General features: G+C 55.9%; 16 protein-coding genes. 8 read left to right on the forward strand and 8 right to left on the reverse strand.

The genetic code is table 11. From position 1 onward, the window contains the following. Positions 1 to 226: 226 nt before the first annotated feature. From SE16_RS01490 to SE16_RS01500, 3 genes are read right to left on the reverse strand one after another with little or no spacing between them, the layout of a single operon-like run. Positions 227 to 1600 (reverse strand): MFS transporter, encoded by a 1374-nt coding sequence (locus SE16_RS01490; protein WP_082374188.1) that lies wholly within the window; start codon positions 1598 to 1600, stop codon positions 227 to 229. Next, positions 1543 to 2667, reverse strand: a complete 1125-nt coding sequence (locus tag SE16_RS01495) for a glycosyltransferase family 4 protein (protein ID WP_054492780.1) — start codon at positions 2665 to 2667, stop codon at positions 1543 to 1545. Before SE16_RS01495 ends, SE16_RS01490 begins: the two co-directional genes overlap by 58 nt. Beyond that, a complete protein-coding gene (locus tag SE16_RS01500; RefSeq protein WP_054492781.1) occupies positions 2664 to 3815 on the reverse strand; it encodes a glycosyltransferase family 4 protein in 1152 nt (383 codons plus the stop codon). Before SE16_RS01500 ends, SE16_RS01495 begins: the two co-directional genes overlap by 4 nt. Positions 3816 to 3962: 147 nt before the next feature. Between SE16_RS01500 and SE16_RS01505 the strand changes: the two genes are divergently transcribed. The 4 genes from SE16_RS01505 to SE16_RS01520 are packed head-to-tail and all read left to right on the forward strand — an operon-like array spanning position 3963 to position 8062. After that, positions 3963 to 4946, forward strand: a complete 984-nt coding sequence (locus SE16_RS01505; protein WP_054492782.1) for a GDP-mannose 4,6-dehydratase — start codon at positions 3963 to 3965, stop codon at positions 4944 to 4946. Positions 4947 to 4996: 50 nt separating this feature from the next. Next, a complete protein-coding gene (locus tag SE16_RS01510) occupies positions 4997 to 6163 on the forward strand; it encodes a tetratricopeptide repeat protein (protein ID WP_160316968.1) in 1167 nt (388 codons plus the stop codon). Between the two features lie 41 nt (positions 6164 to 6204). Continuing rightward, entirely contained in the window at positions 6205 to 7044 is an 840-nt protein-coding gene (locus tag SE16_RS01515; RefSeq protein ID WP_200907246.1) for a WecB/TagA/CpsF family glycosyltransferase, read from the forward strand. Between the two features lie 16 nt (positions 7045 to 7060). Further along, positions 7061 to 8062 (forward strand): lysylphosphatidylglycerol synthase transmembrane domain-containing protein, encoded by a 1002-nt coding sequence (locus SE16_RS01520; RefSeq protein ID WP_082374190.1) that lies wholly within the window; start codon positions 7061 to 7063, stop codon positions 8060 to 8062. A gap of 50 nt (positions 8063 to 8112) precedes the next feature. Here the strand turns inward: SE16_RS01520 and SE16_RS01525 are convergent, their stop codons facing one another. Continuing rightward, complete coding sequence (locus SE16_RS01525) at positions 8113 to 9081, reverse strand: DMT family transporter (RefSeq protein ID WP_054492785.1); 969 nt, start codon at positions 9079 to 9081, stop codon at positions 8113 to 8115. Positions 9082 to 9312: 231 nt separating this feature from the next. Here SE16_RS01525 and SE16_RS15640 point away from each other — a divergent pair, with 231 nt between their 5' ends. After that, positions 9313 to 10698 carry an ABC transporter ATP-binding protein gene (locus SE16_RS15640; protein WP_152918080.1) on the forward strand — a complete coding sequence of 462 codons (1386 nt, stop codon included), beginning with the start codon at positions 9313 to 9315 and terminating at the stop codon, positions 10696 to 10698. Here SE16_RS15640 and SE16_RS01535 read toward each other — a convergent pair. From SE16_RS01535 to SE16_RS01550, 4 genes are all read right to left on the reverse strand, one after another. Next, positions 10678 to 11586, reverse strand: coding sequence for a sulfotransferase domain-containing protein (locus SE16_RS01535; RefSeq protein ID WP_054492786.1), 909 nt, complete (start codon positions 11584 to 11586; stop codon positions 10678 to 10680). The genes SE16_RS15640 and SE16_RS01535 overlap by 21 nt on opposite strands. Positions 11587 to 11604: 18 nt before the next feature. After that, the gene (locus tag SE16_RS15220) at positions 11605 to 12501 is read right to left on the reverse strand and encodes a sulfotransferase (RefSeq protein ID WP_082374193.1); all 897 of its coding nucleotides are present in this window, start codon (positions 12499 to 12501) and stop codon (positions 11605 to 11607) included. A gap of 114 nt (positions 12502 to 12615) precedes the next feature. Then, positions 12616 to 14073, reverse strand: a complete 1458-nt coding sequence (tilS, locus tag SE16_RS01545) for a tRNA lysidine(34) synthetase TilS (RefSeq protein ID WP_054492788.1) — start codon at positions 14071 to 14073, stop codon at positions 12616 to 12618. A gap of 9 nt (positions 14074 to 14082) precedes the next feature. Then, entirely contained in the window at positions 14083 to 15120 is a 1038-nt protein-coding gene (locus SE16_RS01550; protein WP_054492789.1) for a homoserine dehydrogenase, read from the reverse strand. 174 nt (positions 15121 to 15294) lie between these two features. Here SE16_RS01550 and SE16_RS01555 point away from each other — a divergent pair, with 174 nt between their 5' ends. From SE16_RS01555 to SE16_RS01565, 3 genes are read left to right on the forward strand one after another with little or no spacing between them, the layout of a single operon-like run. Next, on the forward strand, positions 15295 to 16269 hold the full coding sequence (locus SE16_RS01555; protein WP_054492790.1) for a class I SAM-dependent methyltransferase: 975 nt from the start codon (positions 15295 to 15297) through the stop codon (positions 16267 to 16269). Next, positions 16266 to 17492: a glycosyltransferase gene (locus SE16_RS01560; RefSeq protein ID WP_082374195.1), complete on the forward strand. Its 1227-nt coding sequence runs from the start codon at positions 16266 to 16268 to the stop codon at positions 17490 to 17492. The genes SE16_RS01555 and SE16_RS01560 overlap by 4 nt, the downstream gene beginning before the upstream one ends. Beyond that, the gene (locus SE16_RS01565; protein WP_054492792.1) at positions 17485 to 18798 is read left to right on the forward strand and encodes a glycosyltransferase family 4 protein; all 1314 of its coding nucleotides are present in this window, start codon (positions 17485 to 17487) and stop codon (positions 18796 to 18798) included. Before SE16_RS01560 ends, SE16_RS01565 begins: the two co-directional genes overlap by 8 nt. Positions 18799 to 18801: the final 3 nt, after the last annotated feature.

Below are 18801 nucleotides of genomic sequence, written 5' to 3' on the forward strand. Positions count from 1 at the left end.
AGAAACCAAAGGAACAGAAAGGAGCAAGCACAATGGAAGCCATTTTGGGAGCCGCAGCGTTTGTCGTCATGTTCGGGATGTGGGTGATTGCCCCCCGCTACTTCCGCGCCGAAGAGCGTGAGTAAATCAACACACACCGCCAAGCCTTCTCTTCACGCAAAAAGCGACGCACCTGCATGGTGCGTCGCTTTTTTTATTGGCGTTCTTTGGCGGTTTGAAGCGCGTTTCAAGACGGACGGGAAGAAGCCGGCAGGGGCGCGCCTTCTGTGGCGGGCATGCGAACCAGGACAAAAAGCCCCACGATGAACAGCACAACAGCCGCGGAAAAGTAAGCCGCCCAGCCGCCAAACCAGCCCAGCGCGCTATTGCCCCAAACAGGGCCGATAATGCGCCCCAAACTTTCCAGAGCGCTGCTGGCGCCTTGCACGCGCCCTTGCTCGCGGGGGTCGGCGGATTGGCTGAGCAGCGCGATGAGTGCCGGTTGCGCCATGGCTTGCCCCACGGCTGCAGGGACAAGAATGGCGACGAAGATGATGGGGTGGTAGGTGAAGGCGGCTGCCGCCAGGGAAATGGCCCCCAAGAGCAAGCCGTACGCCAGCGTGCGGCGTTCACCGATGCGGCGCGCAATGATGCGTACAGCGCCGCCTTGCACCAGCGCGCCAATCGTGCCCACAATGCCAAGCACATAGCCGACTTCTTTCACGCCAAAGCCGAAGCGTTGAGCGGCAAAGAGCGCAAATGTGGTCTGATACACGGCGGCGGCAGCCCAATAAACCAGGTCAATGACCAGCCATTTCCCAAGCACCGGACGGCGCAGCAGTTCGGGAATATCGTGCCAGGGAAACTGGATGCGCATAGGACCGCGTTCGGTGTGGCTTTCCGGCAAGCCGAAGAAAGTCATCACAAGGGCAATCGCCGCCAGAAGCGCCGCACCCCAGGCTGGAGCGGCAAGCCCAAAGTTGGCAAGCAGACCGGCCAGCACCGGCCCCAAAATGAACCCCAACCCAAAGGCGGCGCCAATCAGGCCGTAGGCACCGGCGCGTTCTTCCCGCGTGGTGATGTCGCTGATGTAGGCGCGTGCTGTGGGAATGTTCCCCCCCGAAATGCCGTCCACGATGCGCGCGAGGAAGAGCATGGCGAGCGAGTTGGCCAGCGCCATCATCACGAACGAGATGACAGTGCCCAACAGGCTCAGGAGCAAAATGGGGCGGCGACCATATCGGTCGGAGAGTGCGCCCAAAACAGGTGTGGCAATCAATTGTGCCACGGAGTAGGAGGCGAAAAGTAAGCCCACTTGCCACTCGGTAGCGCCAAATTCGACGGCGTAGAGTGGCAAGAGGGGAATGATGATGCCAAAGCCAATCAGGTTGACAAAGATGATGGCAAAAATAATCAGCAGTTCTTTTTTGCGTTTCATAGGGCTGGCTTTCCTCTCCCGCTTGTGAAAGTAGGCGCAATCGTAGTAAAGAGAGGCGAAAAGGCAAATTGGGGAGAGGAAATTGGTGAGTGGAACATGCAAAACGATGCCGTCATGGGGGCGTTTCACCCGTTGGCTGTTTGGCGGTAGAGCGCCACTGTTTGTTGGGCGGTGGCTTCCCATGAAAAGCGTGCGGCTTGCGCCAGCCCTTGCGCCGCCAGCGTCTCGCGGAGTGTTGTGTCGTACAGGAGGCGTTCGAGCGCGGCGGCGATTGCGTTGGCGTCGTGAGGGTCGAAGAGCAAGGCGGCCTCGCCGGCGACTTCGGGCAGGCTTGAGACGTTGCTGCATGCGACGGGGACGCCACACGCCATGGCTTCAAGCACGGGGAGCCCAAAGCCTTCGTAGAGCGAGGGGAAGACGAACGCCAGCGCGGAGGCGTAGAGCGCGGGCAGGTCGTGTTCTTCCACAGGGCCGAGGAAGCGGATGTGTTGCTCGCCAAGCCCCAAATGCATGGCTAGTTGGAGCGGTTCCGGGTAGGCTGGTAGCCACGCGCCGGCGATAATGAGTGTGGTATCGGGGGGGCGCAGGGTTGCCCACGCACGGACAAGCCGCGTGAGATTTTTGTGTGGCTTGTTCGAGCCGACATAGAGCACGTAGCGCGCAGGCAGCCCCATGCGCGTGCGGGCTTCGGCCTGTTTTTCGGGGGGCAAAGGGCGAAAATGGCGGTCGGCGGCGAGTGGAATGACGTGCATACGGGTTGGATCCACGTTGAAAAAGGTTTGCATGTCGCGCGCGGTGGCGTGTGAAATGGCGATGATGGCGTCGGCGGTGCGAATCGCCAGGCGCTTCATGAGGCGGAACAGCAAGCGCGCCCGCCATGAGACGTAGTAGGGGTAGCGCAGGGGGATGACGTCGTACACAGTCAGCAAGGTTGGGCGTTGTGGACGGTAGGGCATGAGGTAGTAGGGGCTGTGGTAGAGAGTGGCGCGCAGGTGATGCAAGAGCGATGGGATTTGCCATTGTTGGGGCGGCGTGAACGGCGATGTGTTGATGGGCAGGCAGGTTGTGCGTTGCCAGGCGTGTGGGCAGACCGGCTGACGTGCGGGAGCGTTGGGGCGGTAGAGCACCGTCATTTCTTCATCGGGCGTCAGCAGGCGGTCGAGGGCGTGCGCGAGGTGCGCCACATAGCGCCCAATGCCGGGAAAGTGGTTGGTTGCTGTGCGTGCGTCCAACACGTAGTGGTGTTTCACCGGTGCGCTCCTGTCGCCTCTTCCAGCAGGGTGGCAATGCGCGTCGCAGTGGTTTCGATGGAGAAGGTGTTTCGGGCGCGTTCACGCCCTGCAACGCCCAATGCGTGCGCTCGTTCGGGCTGTTCCAGCAGCGCGAGAATGGCGTTTGCCGCGGCGCTGCTTTCGGTAGGGGGCACAAGGATGCCGGTCTGTTCGTGTTCAACCAGTTCGGGCAGTGCGCCGTGTGCAAAAGCAACAACGGGTTTACCAGCCGCCATGGCTTCGAGCACGACCATGCCGAACGGTTCGGGGTCGCCGGGGTGGACGAAGATGTCCATGGCGGCGAGGGCTGGGCGAACGTCTGTCAGGTGGCCGGTGAAGTGGATGAAGCGCGTCAGGCCGTGTTCGGCGACGCGCGCACGCACGAAGCGCGGGTATTCCATATCGCGTGTGAGCGGTGTGCCGCCTACGATGACAAAGTGAACGTCGGGGCGGTGCGCGTGGACGTGGGCGGCGATTTCCACAAAGCGGTGTGCCCCCTTCCAGGGACGCAAGCGCCCGACCATGCCCACAAGGGGCGCATTGGGCGGGATGTGGTGCTGGCGGCGGAAGGTCTCGCGCCAGGCGGGGTCTTGCGCGAAGGCGTCAGCCGCGAGCCCGTTGTACACCACCTGGGCGGTGTTGGCGCAAGGGAGATACGCGGCGGTGGCGTGTGAGTTGGCTATAACCAGCCGAGCAGTGGCGCAGAGCGCGCGCTTGATGAGGGTGTCAGCCCATGTGAAGCGTGGGCGTGATTCGCTGAGCCAGAAATCGCGCATGTGCCAGATGAAGGGACGGCGAGCGATGCGGCTGGCGGGCGCGGCGAACATGGCGGCGCGTACTGTGTTGGCGTAGAGGGCGTCTGCTTCGATGGCGCGCGCGACGTGTACCAGCCCCCACGAGCCGATGTGCCAATCGAGAAAAAAGCGCAAGGGGTTGCGCAGGCGCGGCAACGGGACAATGTGCACAGGAACGCCAAGGTGGCGGGCTTCTGCCGCCAGGTCGCCTTCGACCGTTGCCAGGTGCGGTTTGATGCGCGTCTGGTCGAGTGTGCGCAACAGCAGCAACAGACTGCGTTCGGCTCCACCAAGTCCGGCGGCGTGGTCAACAAACAAAATGCGTCGGGTCATGGGCTTGTTCATCCTTACTGTGTGTGTTGGGGCAAGTGGTAGCATGAGAACGGGGAAGATGCAAGCCTGTTGAATGTTCGACATGATGAGCAATCATGCATATACTGACCTCTGCATTCCACAAAGAAACCAACAGGAAAAGGTTGTATGCAAAGCCCAACACGTTTTTTGATTACCGGCGGTGCAGGGTTTATCGGTTCGCATTTGGCCGAAGCTTTGCTTGAGCAAGGACATGTTGTTGCGGTTGTGGATGACCTTTCCACAGGACGTTTGGAAAACATTGCCCACTTGTTGCCGCATGAGCGGTTTCATTTTGCGCGTGCCAGCATTACCGACGCGATTGTCATGGACCGTCTGGCGTCGCAGTCGGATGTGATTGTGCATTTGGCGGCGGCGGTGGGGGTCAAATTGATTGTTGAACACCCCGTGCACACCATTGAGACCAACATTATGGGAACGGAGGCGGTGCTCAAATCGGCGTTGCGCTATGGGTGTCGTACCCTTATCGCCAGCACGTCCGAAGTGTATGGGAAGGGGAGCAAAGTCCCCTTTGCCGAAGAAGATGATGTGCTTTTGGGACCTACAAGCCGTAGCCGCTGGGCGTATGCCGCCAGCAAGATGGTGGATGAATTTTTGGGGCTTGCCTACCAGCGTGAATTTGGGTTGCCTGTGGTGATTATGCGCTTTTTCAACACCGTAGGCCCGCGCCAAACGGGACGCTATGGCATGGTGATTCCGCGGTTTGTGCGCCAGGCGTTGCGTGGTGAGCCTATCACCGTCTATGGCGACGGGGAGCAGAGCCGTTGTTTTTGTGATGTGAGTGATGTCGTGCAGGCGATTATTGGGTTAGCCTTTCATCCCGATGCGCCGGGGCGTGTGTACAACATTGGGTCCACCGAGGAGACGACAATCAATGCATTAGCGCAGCGTGTGCGCGCCTTGGCGGAAAGCCAATCGCCGATTGTGCATATCCCCTACGAGCAGGCGTATGCCGAGGGGTTTGAAGATATGCAGCGGCGTGTACCTGATATCACACGCATTCACACGCTTTTGGGCTGGTCGCCCAAGTTGGGCTTGGACGATATTTTGCGGCGGGTGATTGCATACGAGCGCGAGCGGCTTCACGCATGATGTTGGCGGAAAGATGGCGACAATTGTCGTTGCGCGGGCGTGTGGGGCTCATGACGCTTGTTGCAAGTCTGGCGGGTTTGCTTTTGACAGTGCCACACGCGCGCGAAAACCTGTTGTTGGTGCGTGCTTTGAAAGAAGGCGTGCCCACCCCATTGCCTGATGATGCGCCTGCGGCGTTGCACCTGTTGGCAGCCAATACCGCCTTCAATGCAGGCGAGTGGGATAGCGCCGCATACCATTGGGAACTGGCGCGCCATGATGCGCGTGCGGCGTTTCCCGCCCAAAAGGGGCTTTGCCGTGTAGCGTTGCGCCGTCTCGACCGGCCGGCGGCGGAACGCTATTGTGCGGGCAATGCCATGCAGCCATTTTTGCTTGTGATGGAGGCGCAAGCATTATGGCGGGATCAACAGCGCGAGGCGGCGATTTTAGCGGCCGAAGTGGCGACGCAGCGTGATCCGCAGAATGGCGAGGCGTGGAGTGTGCTGGCGGGGTATCTCCTCGCTGAGGAACGGTATGCGGAAGCCTTCGTAGCGAATGAGCGCGCCCTTGCCTTGAGTCCGGATGCGCCGTGGCTCTATGAGCGGCAGGCGCGTATCCTTATGGGATTGGAACGCTGGGATGAGGCGGCCGCATTGTTGGATGATGCTGTGAGGCAATTTCCGGATACGGCTGGTTTGTATTTCCTTGCGGCTGAGGTAGCGCGCAAGCAGGGGGATACCGCCGCAGCGGAGCAATGGTACACGCGTATCGTTGAGCGTTGGCCTGATGATTGGCGCGCCTGGAATATGCTGGGGGTTCTGGCACGCGAACGCGGCGAATGGGAAACGGCACTGGAGCATTTTCGCCGCGCGGTTGAAAAAGGCTCGGATTCGCCGTGGGTATGGTATAGTTATGCACAAGCAGCCATGCAAGCCGAACGTCCCGCCGAAGCCGAGCAAGCGTTGGATGACTTGTGGGCGTTCGACCCACCGCCCAATTTGCAATTGAACATGGCGCGACTCTACTGGCAGCTTGGCGCTGCGGCAAAAGCGGAACAAACGCTTGACCGTATCGCGCCGCTGGATATTCCTGTGGATTGGCAACTTGGCGTTGCCCGCTTGTATCGCGATATGGGGCTGATAGAGAAAGCACGCCGCGCCTATGAACGGGTGTTAGACGCAGACCCGCAACACGAAGCGGCGCGCAAAGAACTGGATGCCTTGCAGCAATCTCCCTAATGGAGATGCACCAAACAAGACGATCAAATGGACGAAGACGTATGCACAACTTTTCCTCATCACCTCAGGATGAATCAGAGTGGACACCCCTGTTTGATACAACACCTTTGCCAGCGCCCGTTGAGCCGATTGACTTGCTCGGTGTGCGTATTCACCCTGTGCACCTGCATGAACTGCTTGACTATATTTCGCGCACCATTGCCGAAGACCGCCGCGCTATTGTCACGAACGTCAATGTGCGTGCCATGAATCTGGCGTATGAACAGCCCTGGTTTCGTGAATACTTGAACACAAGCGCTTTGGTGTTTTGCGATGGATTTGGCGTCAAATGGGGGGCGGCGTTGGTGGGGCGGCATTTGCCCGAACGCATGACACCGCCTGATTGGTTGCCGGATTTGGCGCGGCTGGCGGCACAACAGCGTTGGCGTGTTTATTTGCTTGGCGCACGCCCAGGTATTGCGAGTGAAGCAGCCATTGCCTTGCAGCGTGATGAAGCCGCACGAGGTTTGTTCGTTGTGGGGACGCATCATGGCTATTTCGACAAGCGTCGTGAAAGCGCCGAGAACCGTGCCGTGGTAGCGCATATCAACTCTGTTCGACCCCACTTGCTTCTTGTGGGATTTGGGATGCCGCTCCAGGAGCGCTGGTTGTATGAAAATTGGCATGATTTGCACGTGAACGTGGCGTTGCCCGTGGGGGCAGCATTTGATTACCTCGCAGGCGTTGTGCCACGCGCCCCCCGCTGGATGACAGACCACGGTTTGGAATGGTTGGGGCGCTTGCTGATTGAGCCGCGGCGGTTGTGGCGTCGGTATTTGATAGGCAATCCGCTTTTCTTGTGGCGCTTGCTACGGTGGTCTGTGTTCTCATCTGCTCAATAAGGCCCGGGGCGCTTTTATGAACCAACGACGCGCGTTCAGCATGTCTGCGCTGCCCATACGTCCTCTGGTGTGGGGGTGCCTCACCGGCTTGCTCACTTGGGCAACAATTCAGGGAATCCCGTGGGCGGATGTATGGCGTGCGATGCGGCATGCCCATTTGGGCTGGTTGGTGTTTGCTTTGCTCAGTGTGCTTCTCAACAATGGAGCCAAAGTATGGCGTTGGCGCGCTTTGCTTGGTGAAGAAGGCCCACGCTTGGGGTGGGGTATCCTGGCGACTGGGCATCTTGTGGGACAATTGGTCAACACGTTTGTTCCTGGTCGGGTTGGTGAAATTGGGCGGTTGTATTTAGTCAATTCCGAACAACGGGGGCGCGCCTTTGTATTGGGGACGATTGTGCTTGAGAAAACCATTGACCTGATAGCGTTCGGGTTAATTTTTGGCCTTTCCCTGGTGCTGGCGCCCCTCCCGACGCAGTTTGCGCCCCCCTCAATACAAGCCTTTGTGATTGCTCTGGTGCTTGGGTTGGGCTTGGCAGGGGCGGTTATCGCCCATGAGCCGCTTGCTCGCTTTGTCGTATGGCTGGTGAAGATGGTGCCAGTGCGGGGGCGGCAACGGATTGCATCACGCCTGTTGGCGATGTTGGATAGTTTGCAGGCTTTGCGGGAAAGTCGTCACGCCTGGCAGATTCTCCTCGCAACGGTAATTGTGTGGTTCACCATGGTGCTGAATAACTACGCGGTCTTGCGCGCGTTATACCTGCCTTTTGGGTTTGATGCAGCCCTGATCACCATGTTGGTCTTGCTGGTTGGGACCTCAATTCTCACTGTACCGGGGCGTATTGGTGTTTTCGAGTATTTGGCGATGGTGGGATTGGGGTTTTTTGGTGCGGAAACTGTGCAGGGCGTCACGTTTGGGGTTCTTTTGCATGCTGTGGTGATTCTGCCGCCGACGATAGGCGCGCTTTTGCTTCTTGCATGGTATGAGGCTGGTCAGCAGAAGCGCGTCCATGCCTCATAAAAAAACCTCCGCATATTCGCGGAGGTTTTGTATTTGTGCAACCTCTTGTCTTATGAAACAGCATGATGGCGATTTTCATGGAGTGTTGTCTTTCCTTCCAGCACCCCGTTTTGCATCTCCCACAACCACTTTTCGGGGCCTTCAACATCGAGGTTGGATTCCCGCCCGATGAGGAGCATACTCAACATAATCAGCGCCGCGCCGACCCATTGCCAGGCTGTCATGCGTTCTCCCAGGAGCAAATAGGCCAGGAGAAGGGCAATCACCAGCTCAGCGACACTGAGGATGCTGGTTTGAATGCCACCCAAGCGGCTGAGCCCGGCGAAAACAAGCAAACGCGCCAACGCCATGGGAATCAACCCCAACCCGATGATAGCGAGCCAGCCTTCCAGGGAGATTGGTTCAAGCGGCTGCCCGATGGCAATACGGGCGATGCTCACAACAATGGCCATTGTAGTAATCACGTACAAGGTCACGCTGCGCGAATCTGCGTCGGCCAGTGTCCATTGCCCCAAAACGAGGTGCCAGCCATACATAGCGCCGGCGGCAATAAGGAGCATAGCGCCGAGGAAATCAAAATGGGCGCCGGGCGAAAATGTCAGGAAGAAGACACCGGCCAATGCTATCCCCAGCCGTACCAAGGCGAGACGCGAGATGGGATGGCCGGCGGCGCTCAGAAAGATAAACACCCATACCGGATAAAGCGCATAGAAGAGTTGCGCCAGAGAGGCATCAATGCGCGCCAGCCCAGGATAGTACATCAGCGAGCCAACACCATTGGCAATACCCATGCCGATGCAGCCAAGCAAGTGTTGCCATTTGATGCGGATAGCATCGCGCCAGAAGAGCAGATAAAAGAGCCAGAGTGTCGTGGCAGCGACAACCGTACGAAGCGCAACAAGCGTGTAGGGTGTCACCGATGCCCGATAGGCAAGTTTCCCAATGATAGGCGCCGTCGCCGCTGCAAACGTTGAAAGCAACGTGAGCGTGATGCCAACCGTGTAATCTCGATTTCGCATGCGTTGGGCTCCTGTCGGCAAGCGTCGTTTGATTGTGACAGGAGACACCATATTGTTTTTACGTTTCATTTGCTTGAAGATGCGTATTTGTTTGATTGGTAATTTTTTCATTCGGTTTTGCTGATGAAAAAAGTTTGACATAGTTTTACTGGCAAAGCAAAAAGGCAGGCTTGATTTGGTTTCTCTTGATGGAAACGTATAATCGGGCGTCTGAATGCGAGGAGTGTAGCGATGGATGCCATACGTTTTGAACATGTTTCCAAAAAATTTATTCTGCGTCACGAAGAGACGCGCTCATGGCAACAACGTTTTGTTGACTTGCTTGCACGACGTTCCCACGGACATGATGAGTTTTGGGTTTTGCGTGATGTCTCATTTTCAGTCCCATATGGGCGTACTGTGGGGATTATTGGCCCGAATGGAAGTGGGAAAAGTACGGCGCTCAAAATGGTAGCCGGCATTTTACAGCCCACCGAAGGGCTGATTGAAGTCAATGGGCGGGTTGCAGCATTATTGGAATTAGGGGCTGGTTTTCACCCAGAATTGACGGGGCGTGAAAATATTTACTTGAATGGTTCACTCTTGGGATTCTCCAAAGAGTATATTGACCAACGGTTTGATGACATCGTGGATTTTGCCGAATTGGGGCGTTTTATTGATACACCCATCAAAAACTATTCAAGCGGGATGAAAGCACGGTTGGGATTTGCCATCGCAGCGCATGTTGATGCCGATATTCTGGTGATTGATGAAGTGCTTGCTGTAGGTGATGAGCGTTTTCAGCGGCGGTGTCTTGATTTATTACGTATTCGTCAGGCGCAAGGAAAAACGATTTTGATGGTTTCACACAATTTAGGGCAGATGGTGGAATTTTGTAGCCACGCCATTTGGTTGCAAGATGGTGAGGTGCAGGCGTCGGGCGCGATTGAAGATGTTGTGCGTGCCTATGTGGATACCGTCAACGAGCGTGAAGCTGAGGAACTTATTCAGCGCAACGAAGCAATCAAACGCATGCTTTTGAAGGAAGCAGAGGAGCAACAGGCTACAGGGGATGGTGATCTCTCGGGAGAAGTTGATGAGGCGTTGAGTAAGTGGGCGCGTCGTTATCCCGTCAAAGTGCCCGATCATCCGCCTCCGCGCCGTTGGGGGAATGGGCCTATCAAGATTACGAATGTTGAAATGCGCAATGCCGAGGGGGCGGCGACGTGGTCGGTTGAATCGCTTGCACCTGTTGAGTTTGTGATTGAGTATGAAGCAGTTGAACCCGTAGAAGAGCCAATTTTCAGCGTGCTTATTCACAAATTAGATGGTCATTATCTCTGGGCGTCAAATACCTATGACAACCCAGTAGATCCTATTTTGTCACCTGGGGCAGGGCGTGTTGTTGTGCGTGTGCCGGTTTTGGCCTTGCCTATGGGGCGGTATTATTTGTCTGCTGCGTGCTATCCAGAGCCGCAGTATCCACGTTGGCAGCGTCCAAGTGATTTTCATCAATGGCTTTATACGTTCCAAGTTGTTTCAGATATGCCAGCTCACGGTGATATTGCCATGCCGGTGGAATGGAAGCATGAAGCCCCACATATGGTGATGGAACATTCACAGCCATCGAGTGAATAAGTCGAATGCATGTGGGGTTGGTTGTTCATCGTACATATCCAGCCCCATGGCATGCGTGATTTGTAAAATGTCGGCCACCGCTTCGGCCGGCATTTCTTTTTTCCATCGCTCCAGGATGTCTATCCTTTTTTCACGTGCGTGGATGCGTTGGCGTAAGTGCGTCCATGTTTGTTCATCAACATCCCACTCCAAGAAAGAGAACACACGTTGTAATTCCTGTTCTGTATTCAGCACGAGTTGCTCATAGCTGACCACGAGCAAAGGAAGAGTGCGCGCATAGTGAAGAGGTACAAGATTATCAATTGCCCAAAAAAGCGCCCGTTGTTGCCATTCGGTTCGGTTGTACTGATGGATAATGGGCAAATAGGGGTGCAAATGATCTTGGAGCAATTTTTTATCCGCGAGAAATTCATCAATGGACATTTGCCATCCCTGCTGGTATTGGCTCCAAATAGTGGCACATGGGTGGCGAATGATAAAAACGACTTTTGCAAGATTGCGTGCAGCAATCCAGCCGACCAGCAAATTTGAGCGGATAGCCTTGACAACAACGTGTTCTGCATATCTGAGCTGTTGCCACCGTTGCCACCGGGGCGCTTTCTGCTTGATTTTGGGGGCAGCATACGTATAGACAACCCAGTCATTCAAGAAGAACCCCGCGAAAATGGATTTGATAAAAAGACTCCACGTCAGAGAACTGCTCTCAGGTGGTAAGTAAGGACGCGAATGGGTCGTTCGCACGGGTGGGCGCAATGGAGGAAGCCGCACAAAATCGGGGTTGAGTGGCTCAAATAGTTTCATTGTTTTGGGGACAAGGCCGAGTAGATTGTGAAACCAGGTTGTCCCACTACGACCACTTCCTGCGAGCCAAACATGCTTTTGTGGCATTGTCTTCTCCTGCTTCACTCAATGCAACATGCGTGGTGATGGCAAAGGATCTTCGTCATACACTGAGACCCCCAACGTATGCACCACCTCAAGGATGGTCTGGATGGTTTGGGGATCGAGTGTATTTCGCCAGGCAGCAAGATGTTTTGGGCTTGCCGGCCTGAGCAAGCGGTGTTGCACATGCCGCCATCGATGTTCATGCCAGGTATAACCAAGTTGGTGAAGAAGGGATTGCAATGTTTCTTGCGGTGAGCACACAAGATGCTCGTAAAAGACAATGGGGATATCAAATTGTTGTGCTAGTTGCATTCCAACCAGGTTTTCAATTGCCCAAAAGGCGGCACGATGTGCCCAAGCCCCTTGTAAATGAGCAATCTGGTTGACATACGGTTGGAGGTAGTCCTCAACAAGAAGGCTATCTTCCAGGAATTCCTGGGCGTTCATGAACCATCCAAGGCGCGCTTGACTGCTCACAACAGCACATGGATGGCGTATGAGAAAAATAATTGGTACATCAAAATGGGATTTGAGCCATCCCAGAAGGAGTGTCGCACGAATCGATTTGATGATTCGCGCTTGAAAAGGTGAGCGAATCATCTGTTGCAAGCGATGCCATTTCCATCGCCATCGTGAAGTGGTATAGCCTACATCCAGCCAGGGGGAATGCACTTTCCCCGTCTGAATGATCTGAACAAATGTAGCCCACGAGGGTGCGTGCTGTGTCGCGCGAAGATAGGGGCGACTGTTTGAATGTTTGATTGGTGGGTGTAGGTTGGGGAGGTTGACGTACTCTGGGTGAAGCGGCTCAAAGCAAATTTCACCATCGAGAAGCGTCGCCAAGACGCGCTGTAGCCAGGTTGTGCCGCTTCGGCCACTACCGATAAGCCAAAGAACGCGTTGATTGTTGGTTGACATGGGCTCGCAACACCAGATGTCTCAAGGATAGCAAACCACTATCATATGAGAAAGGCGTCTTTCGTCAACAGAATTTTCAATAAAAGAAGTGGGGGGATACGTGTTAGGGGCTTTTTACCTTTTCTGGAACATAAGATGGAGTATGTGTGTGGTGGTCTCTTGAACAGCCGCATCGGCGCTGATGCGTACACCCGCTACCCACAAAATGCGATCGTTGGCGTCAACAAGCAGTGGGAGAGCATCGCGGACAGCCTGCGGCACTTTTTGCGCCGTGAGAAAATCGGCCAGATTGACATCGCCCGGCATGCCCAAGGGGTGAAAGCGGTCGCCTTTTTGACGTGTGCGGAGCCGCACGGGGAAGTGAATGCGATTGGCGTCAAGGAAGGCTTGCCAGCGGTCTGTGTTCTCGAAAGGCGAAACGTCCAAAGCCTCTCGAGGTATGGTGCGCAATGTCAGCGTCCAGTCTCCAATGGTGAAAGTGGCATTGGTATCGAGGGGAGGTGTCATTGGTTCGGACAATTGCGGCCACTCTTGCACAACGGGGTCGCTTTCGATGCGAATCTGGTCGTATTCGCGGCGAAGCATGAGATGCCCTGGTAAGGTGGCCTGCGCCCCAGTTTCACCGTGGGTGGCGATGAAAAGCGCGTTGGTGATATGGTCCCATGCCACATCGCGGAGCAGTGGGCGCAATGTGAACAGAGCGCGCCGCACAAGCCGACGTTGAAGTGCCGGGTGTAGCGCCAAAAACGCGTCGCGCGGGAATGTGATGCTACCTGGATGGATTTGGGCAAGTTGCTCCCAGGCGGTGTTGACCGCCTGCTGGATGAAGTCCCAGTCAACGGCCAGTGTTTCGGCGGTGCGCGCCAGACGTGTGCGCAGTTGGGGTTGATATTCACGTTCCAAAAGCGGCAGCAGTTCGTGACGCAGGCGGTTCCGATGAAATGCCGTGTCGAAGTTGGTTTCATCTTGAACCGGATGCAGCCCCTTGCGTTCAAGATAGGCTTCGATGTCGCGCCGAGGGGTGAAGAGGAGGGGGCGTACAAGATCAACAGGCGGTTCTGCCGGCGTATCTGGTTCACGGGGGGGCAATACAAGGCGGCTGCGTGCAAGCATGCCTTTCAAACCGCTGAGCCCCGCACCACGCAGGAAATGCATCAGCACCGTTTCAGCCTGGTCGTCGGCGGTATGCCCTGTTGCGATGACGGTTGCTTGTGTGGCGCGGGCGACCTGCGCGAGAAACTGATAGCGCACTTCGCGGGCGGCTTCTTCCAGGCTCAAGCGGTGTGCTTTGGCATAGGCACGCACATCTTGCCGTTCGCGCACGCAAAACAGCCCCAGTTGCGCGGCAATACGTCCCACAAAAGCGGCGTCTTCACGCGATGTGGGGCGCAGGGCATGGTCGAGATGGGCGACAATAAGCGTGAGGTCCCAGTGTGTGCGCAAGGTGTGCAAAATGTGCAGAAGCGCCAGGCTGTCGGGGCCGCCGCTTACAGCGACAACAACCCGCTCGCCTTGGCGGAGCAGGTTCAATCGTTGTATGACCTGCTTGACGGTTTGTTCCAGGGCGTCCATACCCTTTTCCTAGCCGCGTGGATTGGCGAGCAAAACGATGTCGCGCAGCATGGCGGCGGCGGTGGGTGTAGGGTCTTCTTCCTCGATAGCCAGGAAGATGCGCCCATTGATGTCGGTCTCAAAGACAACGCCCATTTGGTGCCCTTCGAGTATGGCAAGCGGATGGGTTTTCGGAAGAGCGCGTGGCGCGACACGCAAGCGGTATGTTCCATTTGCCTGCCGTTCTGCGCTCGCGACCAGCCGGATCGTCTGCCCGTTGGTTTCAGCATCCAGGAGTTGCTCGCGTGTGAGGTGTTCAATGCCTTCTACGTCAACATCGTGGCGTGTCGCGTGAATGTGCAAAATCGCGTTCGCCATGATGATGAGTTTGTTGGCGGCATCCCACCCACTCACATCGAGCGTCGGGTCGGCTTCGGCGATGCCGGCGTGTTGGGCTTCACGCAAGGCTTCGTCAAACGAGCGCCCTTTACGCATTTCACTGAGAATGTAGTTGGTGGTGCTGTTGACAATGCCTTCGATACGGGTGATGGTGGCATGGGCGAGGTCGTAGCGTCCGACATTGATAACAGGAAGTCCACCGCACACAGTGGCCGAAAAAGCAAGACGAGCATGGCGTTGATGGGCGATTTGCACCAGGTCACGGTAGGCGAGCACCAGGGGGGCCTTGTTGGCGGAAACAACATCCCATCCGCGTTCAAGGGCGGTGCGCATTGCACTGAGCCCCGGTTCCCCCGTCTCAAGGTTGACCGGCGTGGCTTCCAGCAAGACAGCGTGCGTGCGCACATTTGCCATGACACCTTGAAGCGTCATGCCGCGTTGCCCATGTGGCGCTTCGGCGACCGAGCCGGAGCGCTGTTTGGCGTCGAGGAGTGCGGCAATGTCAAGCCCGTTGAGGTTGAGTGCCGCTCCACGGCTATCCACGGCAGCGATGACACGTACCGTCAGGTTGTGGCGTTCGCGCAACAGGTCGGCTTGTGTTTGAAATAGGCGCAGCAGATGCCGCCCAACATGACCAACACCGTGCAAAACAACATCAATAGTCTGCATGGTTTGCTCCTTGTTGTCAGGGAATGCGGGTGTTTTGATTGTATGGGGCTTAGCGGAAAATGTAAACCTTGAGTAAGAGGGGCAAGAAGACGTTTTGGCGTGAAGGCGTGTTTTCGTATAATGAACCCGCCCCACAGATGTGGGGCATCTTTTTGCACACATGGAGTGTATCGTATGGCAAACGATGTAGAGCATCAATATTACGAATACCTCTATACACGTGGATACAGCCGCCCCGAAGCCTTGCAACGTGTTTTACAGGCCTATTTGCCGCTTTTTGAAGGGTATCCTCGTGTCGTTGATGTCGGATGTGGGCGCGGGGAGTTTCTCGCACTGCTCGAAGCCAATGGGCATGAAGCCATTGGCGTTGATATTGACGAGGGCATGATAGAAGCGTGTCGTGCTCGTGGACTGACGGCGTATCATGCTGACGCGATCGAGTGGTTAGAGGCGCAACCGCAAGCCTTCGATGCGGTTTTTTCAACCAATGTGGTAGAACATATGTCGCCTGAACAGGTGCAGGCGCTCATCCGTGCGGCGTACACTGCTTTGCGCCCAGGCGGTCTTTTGGTGATTGGGACTCCCAATGCGGCCTCGATTGTGGTGCATTTGCATGAATTTTGGCGCGACCCAACGCACGTGCGTCTCTATAGTTCCCAATTGCTGGAATTTTTCTTTTATGCTGCGGGATTTGAGGGGATAGAGAGCGGCTCTCTTGAGGTAACGAAGTGGGAAGGTATAGACAAAATACTCGGTGAACGCCCGCCGTTTCCCAAGAATTTGCCACACGGCACGTCCCTCCCATTTCCCGCGCTCGATGTCCCTACGCCGCCTCCCTTTGAGTGGCCGAACACGTGGCGCGGGCGTTTGTGGTCTATCCTTTTTCCGCGCTTGGGGCGTTGGCTTGCACCACTTTTTGTAGATATGCGCCGCCAATTATCTTTTCAGCACATGTATTTGCAAGCCATGGAAAACATCTTGCGCCACACTTGGGAACAGCAGCAAAGCCTTACACAGTATGCTGAAGCATTGGAGCGGTACACAGAACGCCTTGAACGCGCTATCCGCTGGCTTCATCCGCCGCGCGAGGTGTATGTAACAGGACGCAAGCCAGCCGATCCTGAGAAAAGCGAGGGGGCTCTTTCATGAAAGCCGCAGTCGTCACCCCATTTATGCCTTGGCCTGCAGATACAGGTGGAAAACTGCGCTCATTCCATTTGTTGCGTGGGCTGGCGGAACGGGCGGATGTAGATCTCTTTACTGTGCACTATGGAGAACAACCGCCTGAGCCCGGACCACTTGCAGAGATGTGCGCACGTGTTGAGAGTATTCAATTGCGGCGGCGTTGGTCGCGCTATGAGCCTTACCGGCGCGCCCTGCGTCCATTACCGCGTTTATTGCAGCATTTCCATACAGCGCAAAGTTTGCTCTATCTGCAAAGTGAATTGCTGCGCGGGTATGACTTGGTTGTCTGTGATGAATTAGCCATGTGGCCGTATGTGGCACATTTACCACATGTTGGTGTGCCACTGGTTTCGATTTTACATAAAATAGACTGGATGCATTATCGAGAGCTCGCGCAAGCCCGCCCCTGGGGGGTTGACAAAGTGCTGGATTGGGTGGAATCGGTGAAATTGAAACGTATGCTGCGTCAGGTGGCGCCTTTTTTTAATGGAGCCGTAGTCTGCTCGCCGGAGGATGAGGCGCTTTTGAAAGATTTGTATGCCGATGTCCCGACACGTGTCATTATCAATGGCGCTGATACCGATTTCTTTACGCCTGCCCAGCGCCAGCCGGCTGATGAGCCAACGATCATGTTTATGGGCACGATGTCCTACTATCCCAACATTGATGCTGTGCGCTATTTCTTTGATGAAATGTATGCTTTGTTGCAAACCCGTGTGCCCAATGTGCGCATTTTGATCGTGGGGCAAAATCCTGTGCCTGACATTCGCGCATTGGAAAAGCAATATGCGAATGTCATTGTCACCGGCAAGGTGCCCGATGTACGTCCTTATTTAGCGCAATCACATGTCCTTATGGTGCCGTTGCGTCTCGGTGGGGGGACGCGCCTCAAAATTGTTGAGGCGATGGCGGCGGGCGTGCCGGTAGTGAGTACAAGCGTGGGCGCACAGGGGTTATTGGATGTGGCCGAGGAAGGCGCTCTTGTGCTGGCTGATACCCCACACGCATTTGTCGAAGCGCTGGTGCGCCTTTTGCAAGCTCCCGCCGAAGAAATCACCGAGATGACGCGCAAGGCGCGCCGTATTGCGGAAGAACGCTATTCCTGGCGCAAACTTGGCGCCGATTTTGCCGATTTTTGCTTTGAGGTTGCCCAACACGCCAAACAACAGGTGCGGACGCATGTCTGAATCCATTGAACCTTTGACGATTGCTCTTATTTGCAACTTATACCCGCCTTACATTGTTGGTGGGAACGAAATTTTGGCGCGTGATGTAGCCGAAGCCTTGCGCGCCCGTGGGCACACAGTCCATATCCTGACCGGGTATGGTGAACAACTTCCCCGTGATGGGTTCACGCATGGTGTGCTTGATATCAATTTGGACCGCAAGGAGGATCTGTTTTTAGGCGGTTTGCCATTGACGGCGGCGCGTGTGATGCGTTGGAAAATTTTCAATACACGCACGTATCGCAACGTTCGCGCTACATTGGCGGCATTGCGCCCTGACATGGTCATCGCGTGGAATTTATACCAGGCTTCTATGTCGCCGTTGGCGGCGGCGCGTGGTGGCGATTGGCCTGTTGTGGCGCATCCGGCGGATAAATGGCTGGTGGCCGGCTTGTGGGATGTCGGTTTGCAAGTGCCGGTTCACAATCGCAAGCAACAGATGGCATTGACGTTGTTGCGCTCGGGTGTTCAGCCTGTGGTGCGCCGATTTGCCATGCCTGACTATGTGTTAGCCGTCTCTGAGTTTATTCGTCAACTTCATATCGCGCGCGGTTTTCCCGCTGAACAAAGCCTGGCGACGTATCTTGGTGTACCGGCGGATATGTTCGCTTACCGCGAACGCACATTCCCCGGTGAACGCCCCTGGCGGCTTGTGTTTGCGGCGCAATTGTGGCATGGCAAAGGTCCGCAAGTGGCAATTGAAGCTGTGGCACGCTTGCGTGCACGCAACGATATACCGCCGGTGATGCTGGATATTTACGGTTCCGGGACCGACAATTTCATGGCGTTCCTGCACAAGAAGATAGCCGATCTGGGTGTTGGCGATGTGGTGCGTGTGCATGGGTTTGTGCCGCGTGCGCAATTGGCGCGTGTCTTCCAAGAAGGTGATGTGTATCTCTTCTGCTCGATTTGGGATGAACCGTTTTCGGGAGGGTTGTTGGAGGCGCTGGCAACTGGAATCCCCACCATTGCCACAACCACAGGCGGCACACCAGAAGCGATTCGCGATGGCGAAAATGGCTTGCTTGTTCCCCCGGATGACCCCGCGGCGCTCGAACAGGCGCTTGTACGGCTCATGCACGATGCCGACTTGTACCACCGTTTGAGCCAAAATGGTGCTGCTGATGTGCGACATCGTTGGACATTCGATCGCTACATTGACCGCTTAGAGCGGGTATACACGGCGATTGTGCAAGCACATCGGCGTGGTGAACGCGCCAACTTGGTGCGTTTGGCGGCACAGGTTGCGCCACACATTCATGGGTAGCCT

The organism is Ardenticatena maritima (assembly GCF_001306175.1).
In the GTDB taxonomy this organism is placed as follows: domain Bacteria; phylum Chloroflexota; class Anaerolineae; order Ardenticatenales; family Ardenticatenaceae; genus Ardenticatena; species Ardenticatena maritima.